This window comes from Pseudomonas sp. WJP1 (assembly GCF_028471945.1).
GTDB lineage: Bacteria > Pseudomonadota > Gammaproteobacteria > Pseudomonadales > Pseudomonadaceae > Aquipseudomonas.
Map to the genome: position 1 here is coordinate 4,187,637 of NZ_CP110128.1, position 25,619 is coordinate 4,213,255.

Sequence of the window (25,619 nt, forward strand, 5' to 3'; positions counted from 1 at the left end):
CCTCCCCTGTAGGAGCGAGCCTGCTCGCGATGGAGGTCCGGGCACCGCGGGGATTCAGGCATCCCGCGTTATCGTTTGCGACCATCGCGAGCAGGCTCGCTCCTACAAGGGTATGGGTCAATCCATCAAGCCCCAGTCACCTGACGATTGTGCAGAACCTCGCGTTGTATCGCCGTGCAACTTCAACCGCAATCGCAGGTTGTTCACCGAATCTGCATGTTTCAACGCTTCTTCCTCGTCGATCACACCTTCTGCGACCAACTCGAACAGCGCCCCGTCAAACGTTTGCATCCCCAGCGCCACCGACTTCTCCATCACCCCTTTGAGCTCGGAAAACTCATTACGCCGGATCAAGCCACCAACGGTCGGCGTTCCCAGCATCACCTCTACCGCAGCACGCCGCTGGCCATCAACGCTACGTACCAGACGCTGCGACACAAAGGCCTTGAGGTTGTTGCCCAGATCGTTAAGCAGTTGTCCCCGGCGCTCTTCAGGAAAAAAATTGATAATGCGATCGAGCGCCTGGCTGGCGTTGTGGGCGTGCAGCGTGGAGATCACCAGGTGCCCGGAATCGGCAAACGCCAAGGCATGCTCCATGGTTTCGCGGTCGCTGATCTCGCCGATCAGCACCACGTCCGGCGCCTGGCGCAGGGCATTTTTCAACGCAGCATGAAAACTGCGGGTGTCGACACCGACTTCGCGCTGGTTGATGATCGATCGCTGGTGCCGGTGGATGTACTCGATCGGGTCTTCGATGGTGACGATGTGGCCGCTACCGTGACGATTACGGTAGTCGATCAACGCCGCCAGCGAGGTAGACTTGCCCGAGTCGGTAGCGCCGACGAACAGCATCAGCCCTTGCTTGAGCATCACCGTTTCAAGCAACACCGACGGCAACTTGAGGTCTTCGAAGCGTGGTATGTCGAGCTTGACGTTGCGCACGACCATCGACACATCGTTACGCTGCTTGAAGATGTTCACCCGAAAGCGTCCGATCCCGGGCGGGGAGATCGCCAGGTTCATTTCCAGGTCCCGATCGAACTCAAGGCGCTGTTCGGCGTCCATGATGGACGCAGCAATCACAGCGATTTCTCCCGGCTTGAACGGTCGGTCCGCCAGGGCGGTGAGCACTCCGTCGAATCGCGCACTGGGCGGCGCGCCGGTGGACAGGTAGAGATCAGAGCCATCCTGGCTGGCCAGGCGGCTTAACAACGCGTCGATTTCCATGGCAAAAAGCACCTACGAAGCATTCAATGTTAAAAAATGACCTGAAGCAGGTCATCCAGCGTCTACTGCCCTGCAAGGATAGTTGACGCCGCCACACCGACTTTTGTGCAGGACATCTTGATGAACGCATCACCGACCGGCAGCGATGCCCAGGCCTTGATTGCCAGACTCGACTGGGCAAACAGCCCCCTGGGCGCTGCTGGCACCTGGCCACAGAGCCTGCGTACCGCCGTGGACATCGTGATTCATTCGCCGATGCCGATGCTGCTGCTCTGGGGGCCGCAGCTGACGCAGATCTACAACGACGGCTTCGCACTGCTGGCCGGCAGCAAGCATCCGCACGCTTTCGGACAGCCAACCCACCAGATCTGGCCCGAATTAAAGGACTTTACCGACCCGATTTACAGCGCAGTCCTACAAGGCCAGGTGCGAACCTACAGCGAACAGCGCTTTACCCTGCAGCGCGACGGTATCGATTCCGACTTCTGGCTTGACCTGACCTATAGCCCTATCCGCGATGAAGACGCCCAAGTCGCCGGGATCCTGGTCACCGCCATCGAAACCAACGAACGCCGGCGCATCGCCCTCGAACTGGAACAGCGTTCCGCCGCGAGCCTCAAGGCCCAGCAAGACACCGAAGAACGCCTGCAACTGGCCCTCGCCGCCACCGACGCGGTCGGCACCTGGGATTGGGACATCAGTCAGGACCGCTTCATCGCCGACGCTCACTTCGCCCAATTGCACGGCATCGAGCCGGCCCTGTCCGGCCAGCTGCCCATCAGCGAATACCTGCACGGCGTCCATCCTGAAGACCGCGCCCTGATCGCCCGCAGCATCAAGCATTGCATCACCCACGGCAGCGAATATGCCGAGGAATACCGCCTGCTGCAGCCTGATGGCCAGTTGCGCTGGGTGTTCGCCCGCGGACGCTGCTACAAGGATCACCATGGGCGGCCGATCCGCTTCCTCGGCGCGGCCCTCGACCTGACCGATCGCAAGAACACCGAGCAGGCCTTGCGCCAGAGCCAGACCGAGCTGCAGTTGATCATCAACGCCATGCCGATCCTGATCAGCTACGTTGATCGCGAGGAGCGCTTTCGCCTGAACAACGCCGCCTACCTGGACTGGTATGGCCTGACGCCCCAGGAACTCTATGGCCGCACCATTCGCGAAGTGCTGGGTGATGAGGCCTACGCCTTGCGTGCCGAGCACATCGCCCAGGCCCTGACCGGCAAGCCCTGCTGCTTCAGCATCAGCACCCCGCACCGCGACGGCAGCATGCGCCAGGCGCTGATGAATTACCTGCCGCGTCACGGCGCGGATGGCGCGGTGAATGGTTTCTACATCTTCGTCATCGACGAAACCGAGCGCAAACAGACCGAAGAAGCGCTACGCAACCTCAACGAAACCCTCGAAGAACGGGTGAGTGCCCGCACCCGACAATTGGCCGAGGCCAACGAAAAACTGCTGAGCGAGATGTTCGAACGCGAGCGCGCCGAAGAAGCCCTGCGGCATGCGCAGAAGATGGAAGCGCTGGGCCAGCTCACCGGCGGCATCGCCCATGACTTCAACAATATGCTCACTGGAATCATCGGCAGCCTGGACCTGATGCAGCGCTACATCGCCGACGGCCGCGCCGCCGAAGTCAGCCGTTTCACCGAGGCCGCGGTGTCCTCGGCCAATCGCGCCGCCGCCCTCACCCATCGGCTGCTGGCGTTCTCGAGGCGTCAGTCGCTGGATCGCAAGACGCTGAACGCCAACGACCTGATCCACTCCCTGGAAGATTTGCTCAGCCGGACCAAGGGCGACCACATCGAACTCAAGCTGCAACTGGCCGAAGATGCCTGGCCGGTCAGCACCGACGTCAGTCAACTGGAAAACGCCCTGCTCAACCTGGTGATCAACGCCCGGGACGCCATGCCCGAGGGTGGCCAGATGTGCATCGAAACCGCCAATGTCTACCTCGACGGCAGTGATATCACCACCCTGGAACCGGTCAAGGCCGGGGATTACCTGATGATCGCGGTCAGCGACAACGGCACCGGCATGACGCCCAAGGTATTGTCCAAGGCATTCGACCCGTTCTTCACCACCAAACCCATCGGCCAGGGTACCGGGCTTGGGTTGTCGATGATCTACGGTTTCGCCCAGCAGTCGGGTGGCCACGTGACCCTGTTCAGTCTGCCCGGCCAGGGCACCAGCGTGCGCCTGTACTTGCCGAGACTGCGAGGCGTCGAGCCGCAGGATGTGCTGTCGCCCGTGGTCAGCGAAGCACCGTCGGCGATTGCCGGCGAAACGGTGGTGCTGGTGGAAGACGACCCGGCGGTGCGCATGCTGGTCACCGATCTGCTCAAGGAGCTGGGTTATCACGCCTATGAAGCCGAAGACGCGAAGACGGCCCTGCCCTTGCTCGAATCCGACTTGCGGGTTGATCTGCTGGTCACCGACGTTGGGCTGCCCGGGATGAATGGACGCCAACTGGCGGAAATCGCGCGCCAGCATCGCCCGGAACTGAAAGTGCTGTTCATGACCGGTTACGCGCAGATGGCCGCCGAACGCCAGGGCTTTCTCGAAGAAGGCATGGACATGGTGGCCAAACCGTTTTCCATTGATCTGCTGGCCAACAAGATTCGCACGATGATCGGTCAACCGCAGTGAGTTGGGGCATAATCGCGCCCCCTCGCTGCCACTACCGTAACAAGGTATCTGCCCCATGAAAGCTCAAGCCCGCCATATCCTGGTGAAAACCTCGGAAGAAGCCGAGCAACTCAAGCAACGCATCGCCAAGGGCGAAGCCTTCGATGTGCTGGCCAAGAAGTACTCCACCTGCCCGTCCGGTAAACGCGGCGGCGACCTGGGTGAAGTGCGGCCGGGCCAGATGGTCGGGGCGATCGACGCGGTGATCTTCAAGAAACCGCTGCGGGTGGTGCATGGGCCGATCAAGAGCAAGTTTGGCTATCACCTGGTGCAGGTGTTTTACCGGGATTGACTGGTTGGCTTGCGGGCCCCATCGCTGGCAAGCCAGCTCCCCCAGGGATTTGTAAATGGCCACAGATTTCAGCCGCGCCATAAAACCTGTGGGAGCTGGCTTGCCAGCGAACCGATGGCGCAGCCAGCGGCCATCCACCACTTACTTGGGAATCAAAGCCCCAGGCACCTGAATCACCCGACTCGCCAACCGATGCCCCGCCCCAGCCGCCTCGACCGGGCTCCCGCCCTTGAGCCGCGAGGCCAGGTACGCCGCACTGAACGAATCCCCCGCCGCCGTGGTATCCACCACCCGCTCGACTTTCTGCGCCGGCACTTCGAATGACTCGCCAGCACAACGAATCAGACAGGCCTCGGCGCCGCGCTTGAGCACCACTTCAGGCGTGCCAATCTGCTCGTACGCTGCAAACACCGCCTCGCAATCGGCGAAATGGAACAACGCCTGCTCATCATCGACGGTCAGCAGCGCCAGGTCGACATAGGGCAGGACCTTGCGGTAAGCCACCCGCGCCTCCTCCACCGAGGCCCACAAACGCGGCCGGTAGTTGTTGTCGAAGACGATCCGCGCATCACGCTGGCGCGCTTCGATCAGGGTTTCCAGTAACTTTTCCCGACCTTGTACGCCGAGTACCGCGAGGGTGATGCCGCTGAAATACAACACGTCGTAATCCGGCAGCGCAGCCAGGATCGGCGCGGCGGCCGGGGTGGTGAAGCAATCGCGCACCGCCGCTTCATTGCGCCAATAGAGAAAACGCCGCTCGCCGGCGGCGTCGGTCTGGATGCAATACAGCCCCGGCAAGCGCCCGGGCAAGCGCTGGACCTTGCTCAGGCCAATGTTTTCAGCGGCCCAGCTCTGGCACATGGCATCGCTGAAACTGTCATCGCCCAGGGCGGTGACGTAATCCACCGATCCCGCCGCGCCCAGCTCCCGGGACAGGTAGACCGCGGTGTTCAACGTATCGCCGCCGAAACTCTGTTGCAGACTGCCGTCGGCGCGGTGTTGCAACTCGATCATGCATTCGCCGATCAGGGCGATGCGCGGGGTGTGGGGGGCCAGGGTGTTGATGGTATGCATGTTGTGGGGTCTCTGGTGTTTCTTTGTTGTCTGTCAGGGCCCCTTCGCGGGCAAGCCTCGCTCCTACAATGGAACGCATTCCCTCTGTAGGAGCGAGGCTTGCCCGCGAAGGCCGCGACTCGGTCTCAAGCCTTAGAAACAGGTCTCCATGGTCTCGACAACGTTCAATTGCTCATCCACCAAACAACCCACGCGCCATTTGTCGAACGTCAGGCACGGGTGCGAAGTGCCGAACGAAATGATGTCGCCCACCCGCAAATCAACCCCCGGCGCCACGGTCATGAAGGCATGCTGATCCATCACGGCGGTCACCTTGCAGGCGCTCACGTCATCGCCCTTGGCCGGCACCACACCGGCCCGGTAACGCAGCAACGGCACCGGCAAGCCGGCGTCATAGGCCACGTCGCGCTTGCCCAGGGCAATCACCGCAAAGCCCGGCTCAGGCAACGACTGCACGTGCGCCCAGACCTCCAGCGCCGGGCGCAGGCCTTCCTGCAGATCGCTGCGGCGGTCGAGCACGCAGCACTGCGCTTCCTTGTAGATACCATGGTCGTGCGCTACATAGCTGCCAGGACGCAAGACGCTGAGGAAGCGACCGCCTGCGTTCTGCGCCTCGAACTCCTCGGCGATCAAGTCATACCAGGCCGAACCTGAAGCGGTGATGATCGGCTTGGCAATCGCGAAGGTGCCGCTGTCCTGCAACTGCACGGCCAGACGCACCAGGGAGCCGGCGAAAGCGCGGATGCCGCTCACCGCGTGGTCGCCGTGAATCACCCCTTCGTACCCCTCGATCCCGGTAAGCGCCAGAGCCGGTTGCGCGGCAATGGCCGACGCCAGGTCGAGCACTTCCTGTTCACTGCGGCAACCGCAACGACCGCCGACCACGCCGTACTCGATCATCACGTTCAGGCGCACACCCCGCGAAGCGAAATAGGCGCCGAGGTCGGCGACGTTGTCCGGGTGATCGACCATGCAATGGAAGTCAAAATTCGGATCAGCCAGAAGATCGGCAATCAACGCCATGTTCGGGGTGCCGACCAACTGGTTGGCCATCAGTACCCGGTGCACGCCGTGGGCATAGGCTGCGCGGGTTTGCGTGGCGCTGGCCAGGGTGATGCCCCAGGCGCCGGCGTCCAGTTGCCGGCGGAACAGCGCCGGGGCCATGCTGGTCTTGCCGTGTGGCGCAAGCTGCGCGCCGCTGTTGCTGACAAAGTCCTGCATCCAGCGGATGTTGTGTTCCAGCGCTTCGCGATGCAGCACCAGCGCGGGCAGGCTGACGTCGCGCACCAGGTGGGCCCCCGTGTGGGCAAAACCCTTTTCCACGGCGGCAATATTCTTGGCAGAAGACATGGTCGAACTCCTCACATTCGCGGCCGCGGGCAGCCGCTGTCATTCGTTGATGCGACGGGCCAGGCTGTTGGCGCTATCGATCAGCACCCGGCGGTAATCGCTGTAATGGGTCTTGGCATCGGCCCGTGGGGCGACGATGCACAGGGTGGCAATGGCCACGCCATCGGGGCCTTTGACCGGGGCGGCGAAGCAATGGGTAAAGGTGTCGGCCACGCTGTCGAAGGAGAAAAAGCCATCGATGCCGGCCTGACGGATTTCCTTGAGAAACTGTTCCAGCGGCAAACGTTCGCCGTTGGGCAGGATGAAATCGTCGTGGTCGATCAGGTCGACGATTTCCTCGTCACTCAGGTGCGCCAGCAACAGGCGCCCGGACGCTGTCCAGGGAATGGGCGCGTTCTCGCCGATGTCCGAGGAAATGCGGAAATGCCGCTCGCCTTCCTTCATCAGCGCCACGGTGTATTTGCGCCCGTTGAGCAGGCACATCTGCGCCGTTTCGTGGGTCTGGCTGACGATGTCCTGCAGGGCTCGATCGGCTTCGCGGGTCAGGTCGAAATGGCGCAGGTGCGCCTGGCCGAGGAAATACAGCTGGCGACCGAGATAGACATGACCATCCTTGCCCACCGGTTCCAGGATCCGCCGTTCCAGCAACGAGGCCACCAGCTCGTAGACCGTGGATTTCGGACTGCCGATGCCGTTGGCGATGTCGTTCGGGCGCAGGGGCTGGCCGATCTCCTTGAGAAAATCGAGGATATCGAAGGCCCGGTCCAGACCGCGAGCCCGGCGCTTGATGGTGTCTTCGCTCATGTCAGTGGTGCCCTTTCAAATTCGCCCTGTAGGAGCTGGCTTGCCAGCGAAGGCGTCCGCAAGCTATCGCAAATCTCAAGCCTTTTTCTTGTACGCGATGCAGTCGATCTCGACCTTGCAGTCGACCATCATGTTCGCCTGAACACAGGCCCGGGCCGGTGCGTGTTCAGGTTTGAAATACTCGGAGAAAACCTTGTTGAAACTGGTGAAATCCCGTGGATCTTCCAGCCACACGCCAACACGCACCACATCCTCCAGCCCATAGCCGGCTTCTTGGAGAATCGCGACCAGGTTCTTCATGGTCTGGTGCGTCTGCTCGACGATGCCACCAACAATGATCTCGCCCTCCACCGCCGGCACCTGCCCGGAGACGTGCAGCCAGCCATCGGCTTCAACGGCGCGGGCGAAAGGACGTGGCTGACCGCCAGCGGCGGTGCTGCCGGTGCCGTAACGAGTAATGCTCATGGGTGTATCTCCTGATTGAAAATCGAAGGATCAGATTTATGAAGTCGATCTTCTGCGAAACCTCGAAGGCTCAGTAAATTCCGCTATAACGGAACATGGTATGCAATAGCGGAATGGACGACAGAAAGTGTGCCACAGGTCGTGGACGGAATGTAGGGGGGAGATTGAAAAGTGTTTTAAACCAGTAAATCCATGAACGTCGCTTCGCGAGCAGGTTCGCATTCCACTGGGATGCGTTTCCCTGCTCGCGAAGGCGCCCTCAAGGCGGGGTAATATCACCCGCCCATCCGCGCCAAAAACACCCGCGTCACCCGCCGCTCTTCAACCGACATGACGGTCAATTGCCAGCCTTCCCACTCGTGGCTGTCACCGATCATCGGCAATCGATCCAGCAGGCTTACCACCAGGCCGGCCAGGGTTTGGTAGTCGTCAGTCGGTTCTGCCGCAAAGCCGGTGCGTTGACGCACCCGCATCAGGTTCAACGCGCCGCTGACCACGAAGCCGCCCTTCTCCTCGACCACGTCCGGGCCTTGGATTTCGCTGGCGTCGGGCAGCTCACCGGCAATCGACTCGAGGATGTCGGTCATGGTCAGCACGCCAACGAAGTCACCGAATTCGTTGACCACAAACGCGATGTGCGTCGAGGCCTTGCGCATCTGCTCCAGGGCATTGAGGACCGAATAGCTGTCCAGCAGGTTGACGGCCTGGCGCGCCAGGTGTGCAAGGTCGGGTTGGTTGCCGGCGAGGAATTCCTTCAGCAGCTCCTTCTTGTGCACGAAGCCCAGCGGTTCATCCACCGCGCCGTCGCGAATCAGTGGTAGACGCGAGTAGGATGAATGCATCAAACGCGTGCGGATGGTCTGGGGGTCGTCGGCCAGGTCGATATGGTCGACGTCGGCACGCACGGTCATCAGGCTGCGGATCGGCCGCTCGGCCAGTTGCAGAACACCACTGATCATCACCCGTTCACGCCGGTCGAACAGTTCTTCGCTCTGCGCTTCGCCGTCGTCCAGCATGTCGGCGATTTCTTCACCGACCTCTTCCACCGCCAGTTTGCGCCCACCGAGCATGCGCATCACCGCGTGCGCGGTGCGTTCACGCATCGGTCGCAGGCCCTGCATCGAGCGTTTGCGTCGCGCCCGGGCGATCTGGTTGAACACCTCGATCAGGATCGAGAAACCGATGGCCGCATACAGATAGCCCTTGGGAATGTGGAAGCCCAGGCCTTCGGCGGTCAGGGCAAAACCGATCATCATCAAAAAGCCCAGGCACAGCATGATCACCGTGGGGTGCGCGTTGACGAAGCGGGTCAGCGGCTTGCTGGCAACGATCATCAGGCCGATGGAAATGATCACGGCGATCATCATCACCGACAATTCGTCGACCATGCCCACCGCGGTAATCACCGCATCGAGGGAGAACACCGCGTCGAGCACCACGATTTGCGCCACGATGGGCCAGAACAAGGCGTATGCCGTATTGGACGTGCGCTCGCCGACGTGGCCTTCGAGCCGTTCGTGCAACTCCATGGTCGCCTTGAACAACAGGAACACACCGCCAAACAGCATGATCAGGTCACGCCCCGAGAAGCTCTTGTCGAACACCTCGAACAGCGGCTGGGTCAGGGTTACCAGCCAGGAAATACTCGCCAGCAGGCCCAGGCGCATCAGCAAGGCCAGGGACAGGCCGATGATTCGCGCGCGGTCGCGCTGTTCGGGCGGCAATTTGTCCGCCAGGATCGCGATGAACACCAGGTTGTCGATGCCCAGCACCAACTCCAGCACAATCAGTGTCAACAAGCCCAGCCACGCGGTGGGGTCAGCTAACCATTCCATGAAAATGTCTCGATCTCTTCAGTGAATTCAGGATGCCGGGCACGGCAAGGCACAGCGCAGAGGCCGGGGAACTGCAATCAAAGGGAAATCGGGACGCCAGAAAACCGGGTGTTTCGCGTGCATCAAGGCCGCGCGTTGGCGCGAGGGGGAAGGATAACTGGGGGGCTCCGTAAGGGCGTTCATGCAAGTCCTGGAAAGGAAAAAGGACTTGAATCGTACAGGCGATAGCGACAGTTCCTACAGTCACAAATCATTTCAAAATCTGTAACTGCTTTGGAGTTATGTCGTTACGGAGGACAGCATCGCGAGCAGGCTCACTCCTACAGGGTTTGCGAACGACACAGATCAATTGTGGGAGCGAGCCTGCTCGCGATGCTTTCAACTATTCTTCACGTGCTCGATGTACCGCACCACCGCCGGTGATTTCTCGAACCGGCGATGAACCAATGCCAGCCACGATGACGCATTGCAATCCTGGATCGGCCGATATACCACGTTCGGCAAGCTGACATGCCCCACCACCGACTCCGGCACCACTGCCACGCCCTGCCCAAGGGATACCAAGGCAATCACTGCCACCAACCCACCCGGCTGAGCACCCAGCTTCGGCACGAAAGCGCCTTGGGCGGCGACTTGCAACGTACCGACGACCTGCTCCGGAAGAATGAAGTTTTCGTTCTGCAAATGAGCCGAATTGATCACCGGCAAGCGATTCAGCCATGAGTCCACCGACAGTGCCAGGACAAAGCCTTCATCGATCAGGCGCACACTGTCGACACCCTCGGGCAACGTCAACGGGCAACGGATGTAACCCAGATCGAAACGCCCTTCGAGGATCATGTTCGGCAGGCTGGCCATGGGGCTCTCCCGCACATTGAGGCTGACATCCGGGTATTGGCCGGTAAAACCCTGCACCTGTTTTTGCAGCAACCCCGAATAAACCGCCGACGCGACATAACCCAGTTCGATGTGGCCGATATCGCCCCGACCGGCACGCTGGGCATTGCGTTGCGCCGACTCGAATTGGCGCACCGTGGCCTCGGCCTCGGTCACCAGCGCCGCACCGGCCTCGGTCAGGCTGACGTCCCGGACCTGGCGCAGGAACAGACGCGCGCCCAGCTCCGCCTCCATGTCCTGGATTTGCCGGGTCAGGGTTGGCGGTGCGATCCCCAGTTGCTCGGCGGCGCGGGTGAAGTTGCGATGCCGGGCGACCGCAAGGAAGTAACGAAAGTGGCGGATATCCATCGGTGCGTTAGCTCAAAGGTAATGAAGAGACGGTGCGCGCCTAACAAAAGCATCGCCAGCCAGCGATAAGCTGCACGAAATCTCACAGTAGAGAACCCCTGCCATGTCCGTCAAACCCCGGGTGAGCCCGCGCCTGACCTTGTTAACCGCCTCAGCGGTATGCTCGCTGATCGTGCTGGACACCAACATCGTCGCCGTTACCTTGCCCAGCATCGCCCGGGACCTGGGGGCGAACTTCGCTGACATCGAGTGGGTGGTCAGTGCCTACATGCTGGCGTTCGCCGCGCTACTGTTGCCCGCGGGCAGCCTGGCGGACCGTTTCGGACGGCAGAAAACCCTGATGTGGGGGCTGGGCATTTTCATTCTGGCCTCGGTTGGCTGCGGTGCCGCACCGAATGCACTGTTTCTCGACATTGCCCGCGCGATCAAAGGCGTTGGCGCCGCGCTGCTGTTGACCTCAGCGCTCGCCTCCATCGGCCATACCTTCCACGATGAAGTCGAACGGGCCAAGGCCTGGGCGTTCTGGGGCGGTTGCATGGGCGTGGCCATGACGGCGGCGCCGACCCTGGGCGGGTTGATCGCCGAGTACGTGGGCTGGCGTTGGATTTTCTACCTCAACCTGCCGATCGGCCTGTTCCTGATGTTCATGGTCTGGCGCGCGGTGCCGGAATCCCGCGACGCCCAGGCCGCGCGTCTCGATCCGTGGGGCAGCCTCGCCTTCAGCGCCTGCTTGCTGTGCCTGATCTGGGGCCTGATCGAAGCCAACCGCATCGGCTGGAACAACCCTGCCACCTACGCACGCCTGGTGGGTGGTGCGCTGTTGCTCGGGTTGTTCGTGGTGATCGAGCGCCTGCAGCGGCGGCCGATGATCGACCTGCAACTGTTCCGTTACCCACGTTTCATCGGCGCGTTGCTCGGCATGTTTGCCTACGCCGCGTGCGCCCAGGTGATGATGACCATGCTGCCGTTCTACTTGCAGAACGGTTTGGGTTTTACCGCCATTTCCGCGGGGCTGGGCATGTTGCCGTTTGCCGTGACCATGCTGATCTTCCCGCGCATCGGTGCACGGCTGGCAGGACGCGTGACGCCCGCGAACATGATGGCCATCGGACTCACCCTGGTGGGCAGCGGCAATTTGCTCAGCGCCTGGGCGGTCAATAGCGGCGGTTACCTGCCCCTTGCCTTGGCGATTGCAGTCACGGGTGCCGGCGCCGGGTTGCTCAATGGCGATACGCAGAAAAACATCATGGCCTGTGTGCCCAGGGAGCGTACCGGCATGGCCTCGGGCATGAGTACGACCATGCGCTTCAGCGCGGTGATGCTGGCCATCGGCGTGTATGGCGCGTTGCTCTCGGGACATAGCGAACAGTTGCTGCACGACGGCCTGGCAGCACATGGCGGGCAATGGCTCGAACACAGCCAGGGTATCGCCTCGCGGGTGGTGGCCGGTGACATGCCGGCGGCGCTGAGTGTGTTGCCGGAAGCCGCGCGGACTGTGGTCGAGCCGCTGGCGCGAACGGCATTCGTGGGTGGTTTCAGCCTGTTGCTGTGGGTTGCGGGGCTGGCGGGATTGTTGAGTGCATTGGTGGTCGGGACGTTGATGCGCAATCCGATTCCAGCGGCCCGGACAGCTTTGGTACTTGAATGATGCGTATCTGGCGAGTTCATCCTTGATTGTGGGGTCCTCATCGCCAGCAGGCTGGCTCCCACAGGGGATATCCGGCGATCATGAAATCTGTGGCTCGCCAGAATTACTGTGGGAGCCAGCCTGCTGGCGATTAGACAAGGCAACACAGAGTCTCAGCCCGGCAGCAACTCGTCGATATGCCGATACTCGGACTGCAACTGCGCCGCCAGGACCCTGCTGCGCCCAAGCCGAATCGACCCGCGCTCGATGTCGATCAGCAACCCCGGGCAGTCGAGCACGGGCAACGAAGGCCATTCTTTCATCCGGCCATCGGTCACCACCAGCAAGCGCTGCTGCTCCTCTGGAAAACGCTTTCGCCGCACGCCAAGCCAAAGCGCCGCTTCACCCAACGCCGCCAGCAACGGAGTGCCGCCGCCCGCGCCGAGTCCGTCGAGCCAGTTGCGCAAACCGCTGGACGCCTTTAATCCTTGCACCTGCCACTTAGGTGCAGCACCGCTAGCCGTGAGCAATGCCAGGCGCGCACGCTGGCGGTAGGCATCATCGAACAATTGCGCCAACAGGCCTTTGGCATCACTCAATGCCTGGTGACGGCGGGTCGAAGCCGACGCGTCGACAATCACCAGCCACAGCTCATGCGCCGAGCGCGTGCGCAGCTGGAACAGCACATCCTGGCGCTGACGCGGCCGACCGTTGAGCAAGGTGCCGGGCCAATTGATCGAGCCGTTATGGGCCGCGTGACGTTTACCCTGTTTGCCGTGATCGAGGTGTCCGGCACGGGGTCTGGCATTCGCCCCCGCGTCAGATCGAGGGCGAATGCCTAGGGCTTTTTTGGCCAGGTCGGCACTTCACGCCGCGCACCGACCGGCAGCGCTTGAGCGGGCATCTCGCCCCACTGGCCCTGCCCTTCGCTCGGGTTCGGCTGTTGGCTGGATGGCGCCTGGTTTTGTTGGGGGGCCGGTGGCGTGTGCTCGCGACGACGATGGCGCAAGGCAAACTCGGCGACCGCGTCGATATCTTCTTCGCCAATGGTTGTTGCGCCGCGCCAGGCCGCATGGGCGCGCGCCGCGCGTAACCAGACCAGGTCGGCGCGCAAGCCATCGACTCCGGCGGCAAAGCAACGCTCGGTGATCTGCGCCAAGGCTTCATCGTCGAGGGGAATGCTCGCCAAGGTGCTGCGCGCGGTTTGGCAGCGTTCACGCAACGACTGCTGCGGGTGCTCCCATTCGGCGCAGAATTGTTGTGGATCACTGTCGAAATCCAGGCGCCGCCGGATGATTTGCCCGCGCTCCGTCGGTGCGGTGTGGCCGCTGAGGGCGACGTTCAAGCCGAAGCGATCGAGCAGTTGCGGACGCAACTCGCCCTCCTCCGGATTCATCGTGCCGATCAGCACGAACTTCGCCGAATGCCGATGGGAAATGCCGTCGCGCTCAACCAGATTGGTCCCGCTGGCGGCCACGTCGAGCAGCAGATCAACCAGGTGATCCGGCAGCAGGTTCACTTCATCAACGTAGAGCACACCGCCGTCGGCCTTGGCCAGCACACCGGGGGAAAATTGCGCGCGACCTTCACTCAGGGCCGCGTCGAGGTCGAGGGTGCCGACCAGGCGCTCTTCGGTGGCCCCCAAGGGCAAGGTGACGAATTGGCCGCTGGCAAGCAGGTCCGCAAGGCCGCGGGCCAGGGTCGATTTGGCCATGCCGCGCGGACCTTCGATCAGCACGCCGCCGATTTTCGGGTCGATGGCTGTCAGGTACAGCGCGAGTTTCAAATCGTCGGCGCCGACCACGGCGGAGAGCGGGAAATGCGGGGTGTCGGTCATGTCGGTTTACTCATCATGGTCGGTGGTGTTCATCAACTGTCTTCTTCTATATCCAGCAACAGGTTCTCCAGAGCTTCCCGGTAATCCCCCGGTTCTTTCCACATCCCCCGCTGCTGCGCCTCCAGCATCCGCTCGGTCATGTCCCGCAAAGCATGGGGGTTATGCTCGCGCACGAAATCCCGGGTGCCCGGATCGAGCAGATAAGCATCTGCCAGCAGCGCGTACTGGTGATCGTCGATCAACCGGGTGGTCGCGTCGAAGGCGAACAGGTTGTCGACTGTCGCAGCCATTTCGAAGGCGCCTTTGTAGCCGTGCCGCTTGACCCCTTCGATCCACTTCGGGTTGGCCGCCCGGGAGCGGATGACCCGGTTCAGTTCTTCCTTCAGTGTGCGGATCTTCGGCAAATCTGGCTGGCTATGATCGCCGTGATAACTGGCCGCCGCCTCGCCACTCAGGCTTTCCACGGCGGCCAGCATCCCGCCCTGGAACTGGTAGTAGTCATTGGAATCGAGCAGGTCGTGCTCACGGTTGTCCTGGTTTTGCAGCACCGCTTGCACCTGGCTCAGGCGCTGGGAAAACTGCTCACGGGCCGCGGTGCCTTCGTCAGCCCCGCCATACGCGAAGCCGCCCCAATTCAGGTAAACCTCGGCCAGGTCCGCGCGGCTCTGCCACAAACGACCATCGATGGCGCCCTGCACGCCCGCGCCGTACGCGCCGGGTTTGGCGCCGAAAATGCGCCAACCGGCCTGACGGCGAGCGGCTTCATCATCGAGCCCCGATTGCAGCAAGGCATCACGCTCGGCGCGCACCTTGGCCGCCAACGGATTCAAGTCGTCCGGCTCATCCAGCGCGGCGACCGCCTGCACGGCCGCATCGAACAACCGGATCAGGTTGGCGAAGGCATCGCGGAAGAAACCCGATACACGCAAGGTCACGTCCACCCGCGGACGATCGAGCAAACTCAGCGGCAGAATTTCAAAGTCGTCGACCCGCTGACTGCCAGTAGCCCAGACCGGTCGCACGCCCATCAGCGCCATGGCCTGGGCGATGTCGTCACCGCCGGTGCGCATGGTCGCCGTGCCCCAGACCGACAGGCCGAGCTGACGCAGGTGATCGCCATGGTCTTGCATGTGGCGTTCGAGAATCAGGTTGGCGGACTGAAAACCGATGCGCCACGCGGTGGTGGTCGGCAGGTTACGCACGTCCACCGAATAGAAGTTGCGCCCGGTGGGCAGCACGTCCAGGCGACCGCGACTCGGCGCGCCACTGGGTCCGGCCGGGACGAAACGACCGCTCAGGGCATCGAGCAGGCCGCGCATTTCTGCGCGACCACAGACGTCGAGCCTTGGTGCGACCACTTCGCGCAGATGGTCGAGGATGACTTGAACCTCAATCCAGCGCGTCTCCTGTGGGAGCCAGCCTGCTGGCGATGGAGTGTCAGTCGACATCAATGTGGCTGACACTCCATCGCCAGCAGGCTGGCTCCCACAGGGGTCATTCAACACCTGTGAAATAAGCTGTGTGGCGAACAGTTCCAGGCGTTCGCGGGTGTCGCCTGTGGTGCGCCAGGGATCATCGCTGAGCGACAACAACATATCCGGGCGCGGTCCGGCCCACGGTTCGGCCAGCGCACAATCCAGCGGATCGAACCCCAGTTCGAAGGCCTTGGCCAACGCCCGCAGCAGGCTCGATTGCGCCCCTCGACCATCGCCCCGGGGGATGCGCAGCAGCGCGAGCAAGGTGTCGATCCGCAAGCGTCCGGCCGGCGACTCGCCAAACACGTGCAAGCCATCGCGGATCTGCGACTCTTTCAAATCGCACAGGTAAGTGTCCAGGCGCGGTAGCCAGATCGCCGCATCGGCCTCGCTGTCCAGTCGTTCGTCCAGCTGCAGCTCGCGGTCGATGTGGGTGTCGCGCACCAGTTGCAGGATGTCGCGTTGCAGTTCCCGGGCACGCCGTGGATCGAGCAATTGCGCCTCGTAATACTCGTCGGCCAACAGTTCGAGGTTGCGCAGCGGGCCGTAGGTTTCGGCGCGGGTCAGCGGCGGCATCAGGTGGTCGATGATCACCGCTTGTGTGCGGCGTTTGGCCTGGGCGCCTTCGCCCGGGTCGTTGACGATGAACGGATAGATGTTCGGCAGCGGCCCGAGCAGCGCATCCGGCCAGCAGTGCTCCGACAACCCCACGCCCTTGCCGGGCAGCCATTCGAGGTTGCCGTGCTTGCCGACGTGGATCACGCCGTGGGCGCCGTAGGTGTTGCGCAGCCAGAAATAGAACGCCAGGTAGCCATGGGGCGGCACCAGGTCCGGGTCGTGATACACCGCACTGGGATCGACCTGGTAACCCCGTGCCGGTTGAATGCCGACGAAGGTCAGGCCAAAGCGCAACCCGGCGATCATCATGCGTCCGTCACGGCACATCGGATCACTGTCGGGCGTGCCCCAGCGCTCCAGCACGGCCTGACGATTGGCCTCTGGCAGTGCGTTGAACATCTGCAGGTAAGCGTCCATCGCCAGGCTTTGCTGGCACGGGCGTTGATCGATCGTGTCGAGGTCGTTGCTGACCCCGCCGAGCAGTTGCTGGATCAACGCGGTCCCGCTCTCCGGCAACCCGGCTGGCAGCGGATAGCCTTCGTGATGCAGCGCACGCAGGATGTTCAACGCCGCAGCCGGGGTATCGAGCCCCACGCCGTTGCCGATACGTCCATCGCGGGTCGGGTAATTGGCCAGGATCAGCGCGATGCGTTTTTCGTCATTGGGCACCCGCGCCAGATCGATCCAGCGCCGCGCCAGTTGCGCGACAAAGTCCATGCGTTCCGGCTGCGCACGGTAGCAGACCACGTCGGACTGGCTGCGCTCGCTGCGCCAGGCCAGGTCCTTGAAGCTGATCGGCCGGCTGATGATGCGCCCGTCCAGTTCCGGCAATGCGATGTGCATCGCCAGATCGCGGGGGCCGAGTCCCTGTTCACTGGCCCGCCAGCCCGGTTCATTGTCCTGGGCGCAAATGGCCTGGATCACCGGGATATTGCGGCGAAACGGGCGCAAGTGCGGTGCTTCCGGGCTGGATTGGGCGAAACCGGTGGTGTTGAGAATCACCCCCGCCTCGACTTCATCCAGCCAGTCCTCGACCACCGCAAGGCAGCCGGGTTCTTTTAGACTGGCCAGCGCAATCGGCAACGGATTAAGCCCCGCCGCCTGCAATCGCTGGCAGAAAACATCAATGAAAGCAGTGTTCGCCGCCTGCAAATGCGAGCGGTAAAACAGCACCGCCGCCACCGGTTGACCGCCCTGCCACTCGGCTTGCCAGTCACTCAGTGCCGCGGGGCTTTTTCGCGGGTGGTAAATCGCCGTGCGTGGCAAGGTGTGCGGCTCGGCCCAGGCATAGTCGCGACCCAGCCAACGATTGGCCAGGCAGCGGAAAAAGTCGAGGGCATTGCCCATGCCGCCCTGACGCAGGAATTGCCAAAGCCGGTCGCGATCCTCAACGCCCACGGTGCTGAGATCGCTGAGTTCCGGGTCCGGGCGGTCATCGCCGGGCACCAGAATCAGCTGCACACCCCGCTGCGACAACTCCACCAGCCGCTCGACGCCGTAACGCCAATAGGCAATGCCGCCGTGCAGCGAAATCAGGATGACTTTGGCGTGGCGCAGTACTTCGTCGACATACAGGTCGACCGACGCATGGTTCTGCACCTGCATCGGGTTGGCCAGGCGCACGCTCGGGTAATCGTCGGGCAACTGCTGCGCCGCTTCGGCAAGCAGCGCCAGGCTGGAGTCGCCGCTGCACAGGATCACCAGCTCGGCGGGGGTTTGTCCAAGGTCGGCAATGTTGTCATCCGACACGAATCCGCCGGGCTGGGTCCTGAGCAGGTGCATGGGTTACACGCTGAGCGCGGCGCGCAATTGCGCTTCGAGCGTTGCGGCGTCCAGTGCCTGGCCGATCAATACCAGGCGGGTGGTGCGCGCTTCTTCAGCGCCCCACTGGCGGTCGAAATGCTTGTCGAAACGGGTGCCCACGCCCTGAATTAGCAGGCGCATCGGTTTGTTCGGAACCGCGGCAAAGCCTTTGACGCGCAGGATGCCGTGCTGCACCACCAGTTGGGTCAGCGCATCCATCAGCAGGCTTTCGTCGGATGCCGGCAGTTCGATGGAGATCGAATCGAAAGCATCGTGGTCGTGATCGTCTTCGCCTTCATGGTGGTGGTCGTGATGGCTGTGGCGGCTGTCGATGTGTTCTTCGGAACCGGCGCCGAGGCCGATCAGCACGTCCAGCGGCAGGCGACCGCTACTGGCTTCGATGACTTTCACCGCTGGCGGCAGTTCTTCGGCGACTTCCAGGCGCACGCGGGCCAGGTCTTCGGGGCTGATCAGGTCGGCCTTGTTGAGGATCACCAGGTCGGCGCTGGCCAGTTGATCGGCGAACAGCTCGTGCAGTGGCGATTCGTGATCCAGGTTCGGGTCGAGTTTACGCTGGGCGTCGACTTGATCCGGGAACGCGGCGAAGGTGCCAGCCGCCACTGCCGGGCTGTCGACCACGGTGATCACCGCATCAACGGTGCAGGCACTGCGGATTTCCGGCCACTGGAAGGCCTGGACCAGGGGTTTCGGCAGGGCCAGTCCAGACGTTTCGATCAGGATGTGGTCGAGATCGCCGCGACGGGCCACCAGTTCGCGCATCACCGGGAAGAACTCTTCCTGTACGGTGCAGCACAGGCAGCCGTTGGCCAGTTCGTAGACGCGGCCATTGGCTTCTTCTTCGGTGCAACCGATGGAGCACTGCTTGAGGATTTCGCCGTCAATGCCCAGCTCGCCGAACTCGTTGACGATCACCGCGATGCGGCGGCCCTGGGCGTTGTCGAGCATGTGCCGCAGCAAGGTGGTTTTGCCCGAGCCGAGGAAGCCGGTGACGATGGTGACGGGGAGTTTGGCCAGTGTTTTCATCGGATGCCCTTTGGCAAGGTGGCGGGCATACGGGACGAGAACCGGCAACGCACAAGCGCGCCGGATGCGTTCGCCACCGGATCACCCCGCCCGGTTGTAGTGAGAATCTGTATCGAGGCAGGTCTCCTGGCTGACGGCTGGCCAGTCATTGGACTGGCGGTTGCTGCGCCTTCCCGCGCGCGCCATGGCTGGCGCATGCAGTGGCATGGCAGAAACTGAACCGTTCACAGTTGCGGGGGCAGCCGCGGCATTGACCGCGTTCCCTTCTTAGCTTCGACAAACGCCGAAGAACCTCGAAAGCGCAAGGCTACGCATGGTATCGGGGCGGGTCAATGTTCACATGATTCCTGCGGTGCGCCCTTCGCGAGCAAGCCCGCTCCCACAGGTGACCGCATTCCAATGTGGGAGCGGGCTTGCTCGCGAATGGAGCGACTCGGTCCCGAGTTGAGAACCCTTGCCAATTGACGCCCCACCCCCGCCCATGCTCTCCTACGCATCTTGTTACGGGTGCCCTTCACAGGGTGAAACGGGAAACCGGTGAATCATGTGCTTTACTTCAGGCCATGTCAGTCCGGTGCTGCCCCCGCAACGGTAAGCGAGCGAAGCGTCAGATCCACTGTGCCACTGCGGCATGGGAAGGTGACGCTTGCAGGTTCAGGCTAACACCTGCGCCCCTCGTGAGCCCGGAGACCGGCCCGCAACACAAAGTGAACAATACGATCACTTCAATCAACAAACCCGCGGTGGGCGGGCGCTGTTCGGACTTCTGCGCGCTCGGTCGTGCGGGGCTCTGCTTGCGCTCTTATTCCCCGCTGACAGAACAGAGGGAAGCGCCATGTCGATCATCAGCAGCACCGGCCACAGCAATACCGCCAGCACCACCACTACCCTGTCGCAACGCCTGACCGCCGCCGTTTGCGCGTCGATCCTCGGCGCGTGCCTGGTGTACTTCGCCGGTTTCTCGCACATCGAAGCCGTTCACAACGCGGCTCACGATACGCGCCACAGTTCCGCGTTCCCGTGCCATTGAGACCTGCCGACATGATCAAGCGTATTGCGCAAACCGCGGGGTTCACGGGGCTGCTGGCCGCCCTGCTGCTGACCCTGCTGCAAAGCTTCTGGGTTTCTCCGCTGATTTTGCAGGCCGAAACCTACGAAAAATCCGAACCTGCGGCGGTTGAAGTCCACGAACACGCCGCGGGCGTCGCGGCCCACACCCACGACGGCGAAGCCTGGGAGCCGGAAGACGGCTGGCAGCGCGTGCTGTCGACCACTGGCGGCAACCTCGTAGTGGCAGTCGGCTTCGCCCTGATGCTCGCCGGCCTCTACACCCTGCGCGCGCCGACCAAGACGTCCCAGGGCCTGCTCTGGGGCCTGGCTGGCTACGCGACTTTCGTGCTGGCGCCGACTCTTGGCCTGCCCCCTGAGTTGCCGGGCACCGCGGCTGCCGATCTGGCGCAACGCCAGCTCTGGTGGATCGGCACCGCCGCCTCCACCGCTGTCGGTATCGCCCTGATCGTGTTCAGCCGCCATTGGCTGATGAAAGTCCTTGGCGTAGCGATTCTCGCCGTGCCTCATGTGATTGGCGCACCGCAACCGGACGTGCACTCGATGCTCGCTCCAGAGGCACTGGAAACTCAGTTCAAGATTGCTTCGCAGCTGACCAACGTGGCGTTCTGGCTGGCCCTGGGCCTGATCAGCGCCTGGTTGTTCCGCCGCAAAAGCGATGGCCAATACCACGCATGACTGACCTCAGCACAGCGCCGACCCTGGTGGTCGGCCTGGGCTGCCAGCGCGGCTGCCCCGTCAGCACGTTGCGGGCACTGCTCGACCAGGCACTGCAGGCGCACCGGATCGAACTGCATCGGATCAAGGCCCTGGCCAGTATCGATTTGAAACGCGACGAACCGGCCCTGAACGAACTGGCCGAACAGCTTGGGTTAGAGATGCGGTACTTCAGCAGTGAACAATTAGCAGCTTATCAACCGCACCTCAGCCACCATTCGCAGATCGCGTTCGAGCGTACCGGCTGTTACGGCGTGGCGGAAAGTGCCGCCCTGGCCCTGGCAGAACAGTTGGCCCAGTCGCCGGCAAAATTGCTGATTCGCCGACAAAAATATGCCCAGGCCACCCTCGCCTTGGCCGGCGCCGCGTAAAATCCCCGATAATCCGCGCATTCGATCATGAGCAATCTTCATCTGAAGCCTTGCCCAGCCCCCATTTTCAACAGGAACCTTCGATGACCGTCTATTTCATTGGCGCCGGTCCCGGCGACCCGGAACTGATCACCGTCAAGGGCCAGCGCCTGATTCGCAGCTGCCCGGTGATCATCTATGCCGGCTCGCTGGTGCCCACCGCGGTGCTGGAAGGACACCGCGCCGAACAGGTGGTCAACAGCGCCGAACTGCACCTGGAACAGATCATCGAATTGATCAAGGCCGCCCATGCCAAGGGTCAGGACGTGGCCCGCGTGCATTCCGGCGACCCGAGCCTGTATGGTGCCATCGGCGAACAGATTCGCCACCTGCGTGAGCTCGACATTCCTTTTGAAATCATCCCCGGCGTGACCGCCACGGCCGCCTGCGCAGCGCTTCTGGGCGCGGAGCTGACGTTGCCGGACGTGTCACAGAGCGTGATCCTGACCCGTTACGCTGATAAAACCGCAATGCCGGCCGGAGAAGAACTGGGCAGCCTGGCGCAGCACGGGGCGACCATGGCGATCCATTTGGGGGTCAATCATCTGGAGAAAATCCTTGCCGAGTTGCTGCCGCATTACGGCGCGGATTGCCCGATCGCGGTGATTCACCGGGCGACCTGGCCGGATCAGGATTGGGTGGTGGGGACGCTGGCGGACATAGCTGAAAAGGTTTCAGAAAAGGGGTTTCGCCGTACAGCGTTGATTCTGGTGGGGCATGTGCTGGGTAGTGATCATTTCAGCGAATCGTCGCTGTATCGCGCCGGGCATGCACATTTGTATCGCCCATAAGGGCCCTATCGCTGGCAAGCCAGCTCCCACAGTTGACCGCGATCCCCTGTAGGAGCTGGCTTGCCAGCGATGGCCCCAGTGAATTTCACGCAAAAAAAACGGCGCTCACGGGGCGCCGTTTTTTCATGCCGCAGCGAACACCTTAGTAGTAGGCGTTTTCTTTCTGCGTGTGGTCAGTCACGTCACGCACACCCTTGAGCTCGGGAATACGCTCGAGCAGGGTGCGCTCGATGCCTTCCTTCAAGGTCACGTCTGCCTGGCCGCAACCCTGGCAACCGCCACCGAACTGCAGGACGGCGATGCCGTCTTCGACCACATCGATCAGGCTGACCTGGCCGCCGTGGCTGGCCAGCCCCGGGTTGATCTCGGTTTGCAGGTAGTAGTTGATGCGCTCGTTGATCGGGCTGTCGGCATTGACCATCGGCACCTTGGCGTTTGGCGCCTTGATGGTCAGCTGGCCGCCCATGCGGTCGGTGGCGTAGTCGACAACGGCATCGTCCAGGAAAGCTTCGCTGAAATGGTCGATGTACGCGGTGAAGCTTTTGAGCCCCAGCGCCGTGTCTTCGGGTTTTTCTTCGCCCGGCTTGCAATAGGCAATGCAGGTTTCGGCGTACTGGGTGCCAGGCTGGGTGATGAAGACGCGGATGCCGATGCCCGGGGTGTTCTGCTTGGAGAGCAGATCAGCCAGGTAATCGTGGGCGGCGTCGGTGATGGTAATAGCGGTCATGGAAACTCCTCGCAGGCTTGGGCGCAGTTTACGCCAATCATCGCGCCGGACAAAGTCCTAGTATTTTTGTCGGGAAAAGAAAGGACGATTGACCCTGTAGGAGCGAGGCTTGCCCGCGAAGAACGATAACGCTGTCTACCCCGAGACTACAGCGCCTGGTTCGCGGGCAAGCCTCGCTCCTACGGGAATTATTCAGAGGTTCTCGTAGCGGTTCATGTCCAGCACACCCTCTTCCACCGGTTCGGTTTCGTGGATATAGCGACTCAAGTCATGGAAGTACTGCCAAAATTGCGGATGGCTGCGCCGAATTCCCCAACGTTCGACGATTTTCTCGAAACGGTCGGCATCCTTGGCGTTTTCCATCGCATCGACAAACTCAGGCACCTGATCGGCCGGAATATTGAACATGAAGTTCGGGTAGCTGCTTAGAACCCCGGGGAAGATGGTGAGTGTATCGAGCCCCGGCTGATAGCGCAGCGACTCGCCCAGCAGGAACGCCACGTTGCTGTGCGCACGGTTGCGCAGCAGGCTGTAGACCACACGCTGACCGCTCGTGGTCTCGATGCGCAGCATGGTCGCTTCCGGCAGTTGATCGATGACCTTGAGGCCGGCCGCCGGCCGTGAGGCCAAACGGCTCAAAGCCTGCTCGGCTGCCTGCAGGTCCAGATCGATGTTCGGCCGCGAGCAGTATGCGCCGTCGCAGCGATTGATCGGGTCAGGCTTGGCGTTCAGTTCGCCGTAACGGGCCAGCAGCTGCATGGCGAAGTCGCGCTTGGGGTCTTTTTCATCGAGCTTCAGGGCGGTCGGCGTGTCATTGTCGATGGACTCATAATCCAGCCACATCTTGAATTTACCGCTGTTCTGGTACCAATCGTCGAGGAAATCGTCGCGGGAATCCGCCGGCATCAGGCGCAGGAAATTCTGCTCGGCGCCATTGCGGATCAGGTCGAAATACAAGCGTGTCTGGGCCTGGTGGGACACATTGCCGAACACGTCGAAATTCACCGCCAACTGATAGTAAGTGCGTTCCAGCAGCGGGAAGTCGAACAGCCACATCGTCTGTGGCACGTCGCCGATCAGGCCCTTGGTCACGGCGGCGCTGTCGTAGTGGCGGAAAATGCTCAGCAATGCGTTGTCGTTACCGGCCCACAGGCTCGACCAGCTCGGCGCCGGCAGATCGGCGTAGCTGTCCCGGCGCAGGGCTTCGTATTCGTTACGCTTGTCGCGGTAGTCGTGCCACAGGCTCAGGACGCTGCCGACATCGTCGTTCTGCCCCGGCATCGCCAGCAAAGGCGTGGCCTGGCCGCGATAGTTCGGGTCGGTGATGTAGAGGTCGTGTTCCGGCGCCTGGAACAGCGCCCAGAAGTTGTCGCGGATCACGTCAGTGGCGATCTGCCCGCGGCAGACCGGGCCACGAATAAAGGTGCGTACGAAATACTCGGCGTTATCGAGCATGAACTGATAACGCGCCTGGGCCGGGATCGCTTCGAAGGTGGCAAATGGATTGGCCCGGCGTTCCGGGCCGTAGCCCGGCAAGGCGTTGACCTGCCAGTTGCCGTTGTAGAACAGGCTCTTGACCCGGGCCAGCTTCGCCGCGCTGAGGGGATAGGTGATGTGAGTCTTGTGCACGATCACCCCCTGCACCGGCCACAAGCGGTAATACACCTGGGTGCCGGGGTCGTCGTTCGGCCGACGGGTGTTGATCAGGTCGATCGGCTGGCCAGTCGGCGTGCGAGATCGCACCCACTGGAAGAAATGCCCCGGCTCGCCGTCCTTGAAATAGAGGTGCGCGAGAAACCAGTGCTCGAACAACCAGCGCCCTACCAGACTCTGCCGGGCGCCCGGTGCGTTGAGCAGGTTTTCCCACTGCACCACTTGCAACGCTTCCTTCGCGCTGGGCACCAGGGCCTGTTCATCGATCGGCGCACCCGAGGCCAGCCAGCGTTGCAGCGTCTGGTATTGCTGATCGGTCAGGCCGGTGACTGCCAAGGGCATACCATCCTTGGGATGAGCGCTGGCATAACCGTCGAACTCGCCCGGCAAGGCACACATGTTGTCGCGATTGAGGCCCAGGACGATGTCCTCGGGCAATTTGGCATTGGGTTGCAAGCGGTTGGTGTGACCCAGTTCCAGCATGCGCGCCATTAATGCAGCCTGGCTGCCCTGGGCGTCAAGCACCGAATAGAAGCCCTTTTGTTGCCAGGCCCGCTTGCCGAACGCGTCATAGAACAGGCGGCTCGGCGCGACGGCCTGGCTGCGATCACCGTCATACACCGGGACTTTCGTCGCGCCACGGGCCGCGCCCTCCCCGCTGCCCAGGTTGAGCTGACAGGCGGCGTCGTTGCAGGCGTGGCAGGCCACGCACTTTTCGGTGAAGATCGGCTGAATATCGCGGGTATAGGAGATTGCAGGGGAAATCGCCGGACTTTGCGCAACCGCGCCCCAGCTTAAAAACATCAACACACTGGCGATGACGACGCGATACGACATGTCCCTGGTCCCGATCCTTTAGA

20 protein-coding genes and 2 riboswitches are annotated in these 25,619 nt (G+C 62.2%); of the genes, 7 read left to right on the forward strand and 13 right to left on the reverse strand.

The annotated features are described in order from the left end of the window. Positions 1–117: 117 nt before the first annotated feature. Complete coding sequence (locus OH720_RS18770) at positions 118–1,227, reverse strand: PilT/PilU family type 4a pilus ATPase (protein WP_272602406.1); 1,110 nt, start codon at positions 1,225–1,227, stop codon at positions 118–120. Between the two features lie 120 nt (positions 1,228–1,347). On the opposite strand from OH720_RS18770, the gene OH720_RS18775 reads away from it, so the two are divergent. Together OH720_RS18775 and OH720_RS18780 are read left to right on the forward strand one after the other, a co-directional pair. After that, positions 1,348–3,885: a PAS domain-containing hybrid sensor histidine kinase/response regulator gene (locus tag OH720_RS18775; protein WP_272602407.1), complete on the forward strand. Its 2,538-nt coding sequence runs from the start codon at positions 1,348–1,350 to the stop codon at positions 3,883–3,885. Between the two features lie 55 nt (positions 3,886–3,940). Continuing rightward, positions 3,941–4,216, forward strand: a complete 276-nt coding sequence (locus OH720_RS18780; protein WP_007933743.1) for a peptidylprolyl isomerase — start codon at positions 3,941–3,943, stop codon at positions 4,214–4,216. A 141-nt stretch (positions 4,217–4,357) separates the two neighbouring features. Here the strand turns inward: OH720_RS18780 and OH720_RS18785 are convergent, their stop codons facing one another. The 6 genes from OH720_RS18785 to OH720_RS18810 all read right to left on the reverse strand — a co-directional run bounded on the left by OH720_RS18785 (position 4,358) and on the right by OH720_RS18810 (position 10,989). Beyond that, complete coding sequence (locus OH720_RS18785; RefSeq protein WP_272602408.1) at positions 4,358–5,290, reverse strand: sugar kinase; 933 nt, start codon at positions 5,288–5,290, stop codon at positions 4,358–4,360. Positions 5,291–5,422: 132 nt separating this feature from the next. Continuing rightward, on the reverse strand, positions 5,423–6,640 hold the full coding sequence (locus OH720_RS18790; protein WP_272602409.1) for an amino acid deaminase: 1,218 nt from the start codon (positions 6,638–6,640) through the stop codon (positions 5,423–5,425). A 39-nt stretch (positions 6,641–6,679) separates the two neighbouring features. Then, a complete protein-coding gene (locus OH720_RS18795) occupies positions 6,680–7,444 on the reverse strand; it encodes an IclR family transcriptional regulator (RefSeq protein ID WP_272602410.1) in 765 nt (254 codons plus the stop codon). A gap of 75 nt (positions 7,445–7,519) precedes the next feature. Continuing rightward, a complete protein-coding gene (locus tag OH720_RS18800) occupies positions 7,520–7,909 on the reverse strand; it encodes a RidA family protein (RefSeq protein ID WP_020795432.1) in 390 nt (129 codons plus the stop codon). Positions 7,910–8,184: 275 nt separating this feature from the next. Next, positions 8,185–9,744: a TerC family protein gene (locus OH720_RS18805; RefSeq protein ID WP_272602411.1), complete on the reverse strand. Its 1,560-nt coding sequence runs from the start codon at positions 9,742–9,744 to the stop codon at positions 8,185–8,187. Positions 9,745–10,122: 378 nt separating this feature from the next. After that, positions 10,123–10,989, reverse strand: a complete 867-nt coding sequence (locus tag OH720_RS18810) for a LysR family transcriptional regulator (protein ID WP_272602412.1) — start codon at positions 10,987–10,989, stop codon at positions 10,123–10,125. 103 nt (positions 10,990–11,092) lie between these two features. Between OH720_RS18810 and OH720_RS18815 the strand changes: the two genes are divergently transcribed. Further along, positions 11,093–12,637, forward strand: a complete 1,545-nt coding sequence (locus OH720_RS18815) for an MFS transporter (RefSeq protein ID WP_272602413.1) — start codon at positions 11,093–11,095, stop codon at positions 12,635–12,637. Positions 12,638–12,789: 152 nt separating this feature from the next. Here the strand turns inward: OH720_RS18815 and OH720_RS18820 are convergent, their stop codons facing one another. The 4 genes from OH720_RS18820 to cobW all read right to left on the reverse strand — a co-directional run bounded on the left by OH720_RS18820 (position 12,790) and on the right by cobW (position 19,393). Beyond that, positions 12,790–13,335 carry a vWA domain-containing protein gene (locus OH720_RS18820; RefSeq protein ID WP_336299053.1) on the reverse strand — a complete coding sequence of 182 codons (546 nt, stop codon included), beginning with the start codon at positions 13,333–13,335 and terminating at the stop codon, positions 12,790–12,792. A gap of 119 nt (positions 13,336–13,454) precedes the next feature. After that, positions 13,455–14,453, reverse strand: coding sequence for an ATP-binding protein (locus OH720_RS18825; RefSeq protein WP_272602414.1), 999 nt, complete (start codon positions 14,451–14,453; stop codon positions 13,455–13,457). Between the two features lie 32 nt (positions 14,454–14,485). Next, positions 14,486–18,328 (reverse strand): cobaltochelatase subunit CobN, encoded by a 3,843-nt coding sequence (gene cobN, locus OH720_RS18830; protein WP_272602415.1) that lies wholly within the window; start codon positions 18,326–18,328, stop codon positions 14,486–14,488. 3 nt (positions 18,329–18,331) lie between these two features. Next, positions 18,332–19,393: a cobalamin biosynthesis protein CobW gene (gene cobW / locus OH720_RS18835; RefSeq protein WP_180205445.1), complete on the reverse strand. Its 1,062-nt coding sequence runs from the start codon at positions 19,391–19,393 to the stop codon at positions 18,332–18,334. A gap of 99 nt (positions 19,394–19,492) precedes the next feature. After that, positions 19,493–19,704: riboswitch (cobalamin riboswitch) on the reverse strand. Positions 19,705–19,881: 177 nt separating this feature from the next. Beyond that, a riboswitch (cobalamin riboswitch) is annotated at positions 19,882–20,106 on the forward strand. A 122-nt stretch (positions 20,107–20,228) separates the two neighbouring features. Here cobW and OH720_RS18840 point away from each other — a divergent pair. From OH720_RS18840 to cobM, 4 genes are all read left to right on the forward strand, one after another. Then, positions 20,229–20,423 carry a CbtB domain-containing protein gene (locus tag OH720_RS18840; RefSeq protein ID WP_008059280.1) on the forward strand — a complete coding sequence of 65 codons (195 nt, stop codon included), beginning with the start codon at positions 20,229–20,231 and terminating at the stop codon, positions 20,421–20,423. Between the two features lie 11 nt (positions 20,424–20,434). Then, positions 20,435–21,139 (forward strand): CbtA family protein, encoded by a 705-nt coding sequence (locus OH720_RS18845; protein WP_272602416.1) that lies wholly within the window; start codon positions 20,435–20,437, stop codon positions 21,137–21,139. Further along, the gene (locus OH720_RS18850) at positions 21,136–21,549 is read left to right on the forward strand and encodes a cobalamin biosynthesis protein (protein ID WP_272602417.1); all 414 of its coding nucleotides are present in this window, start codon (positions 21,136–21,138) and stop codon (positions 21,547–21,549) included. The genes OH720_RS18845 and OH720_RS18850 overlap by 4 nt, the downstream gene beginning before the upstream one ends. An 83-nt stretch (positions 21,550–21,632) precedes the next feature. Further along, positions 21,633–22,379, forward strand: a complete 747-nt coding sequence (gene cobM, locus OH720_RS18855; RefSeq protein WP_272602418.1) for a precorrin-4 C(11)-methyltransferase — start codon at positions 21,633–21,635, stop codon at positions 22,377–22,379. 142 nt (positions 22,380–22,521) lie between these two features. Here the strand turns inward: cobM and nfuA are convergent, their stop codons facing one another. Both nfuA and OH720_RS18865 read right to left on the reverse strand, forming a co-directional pair. Then, positions 22,522–23,106, reverse strand: coding sequence for a Fe-S biogenesis protein NfuA (nfuA, locus tag OH720_RS18860; protein ID WP_008059275.1), 585 nt, complete (start codon positions 23,104–23,106; stop codon positions 22,522–22,524). Between the two features lie 192 nt (positions 23,107–23,298). After that, entirely contained in the window at positions 23,299–25,596 is a 2,298-nt protein-coding gene (locus OH720_RS18865) for a fatty acid cis/trans isomerase (RefSeq protein ID WP_272602419.1), read from the reverse strand. Positions 25,597–25,619: the final 23 nt, after the last annotated feature.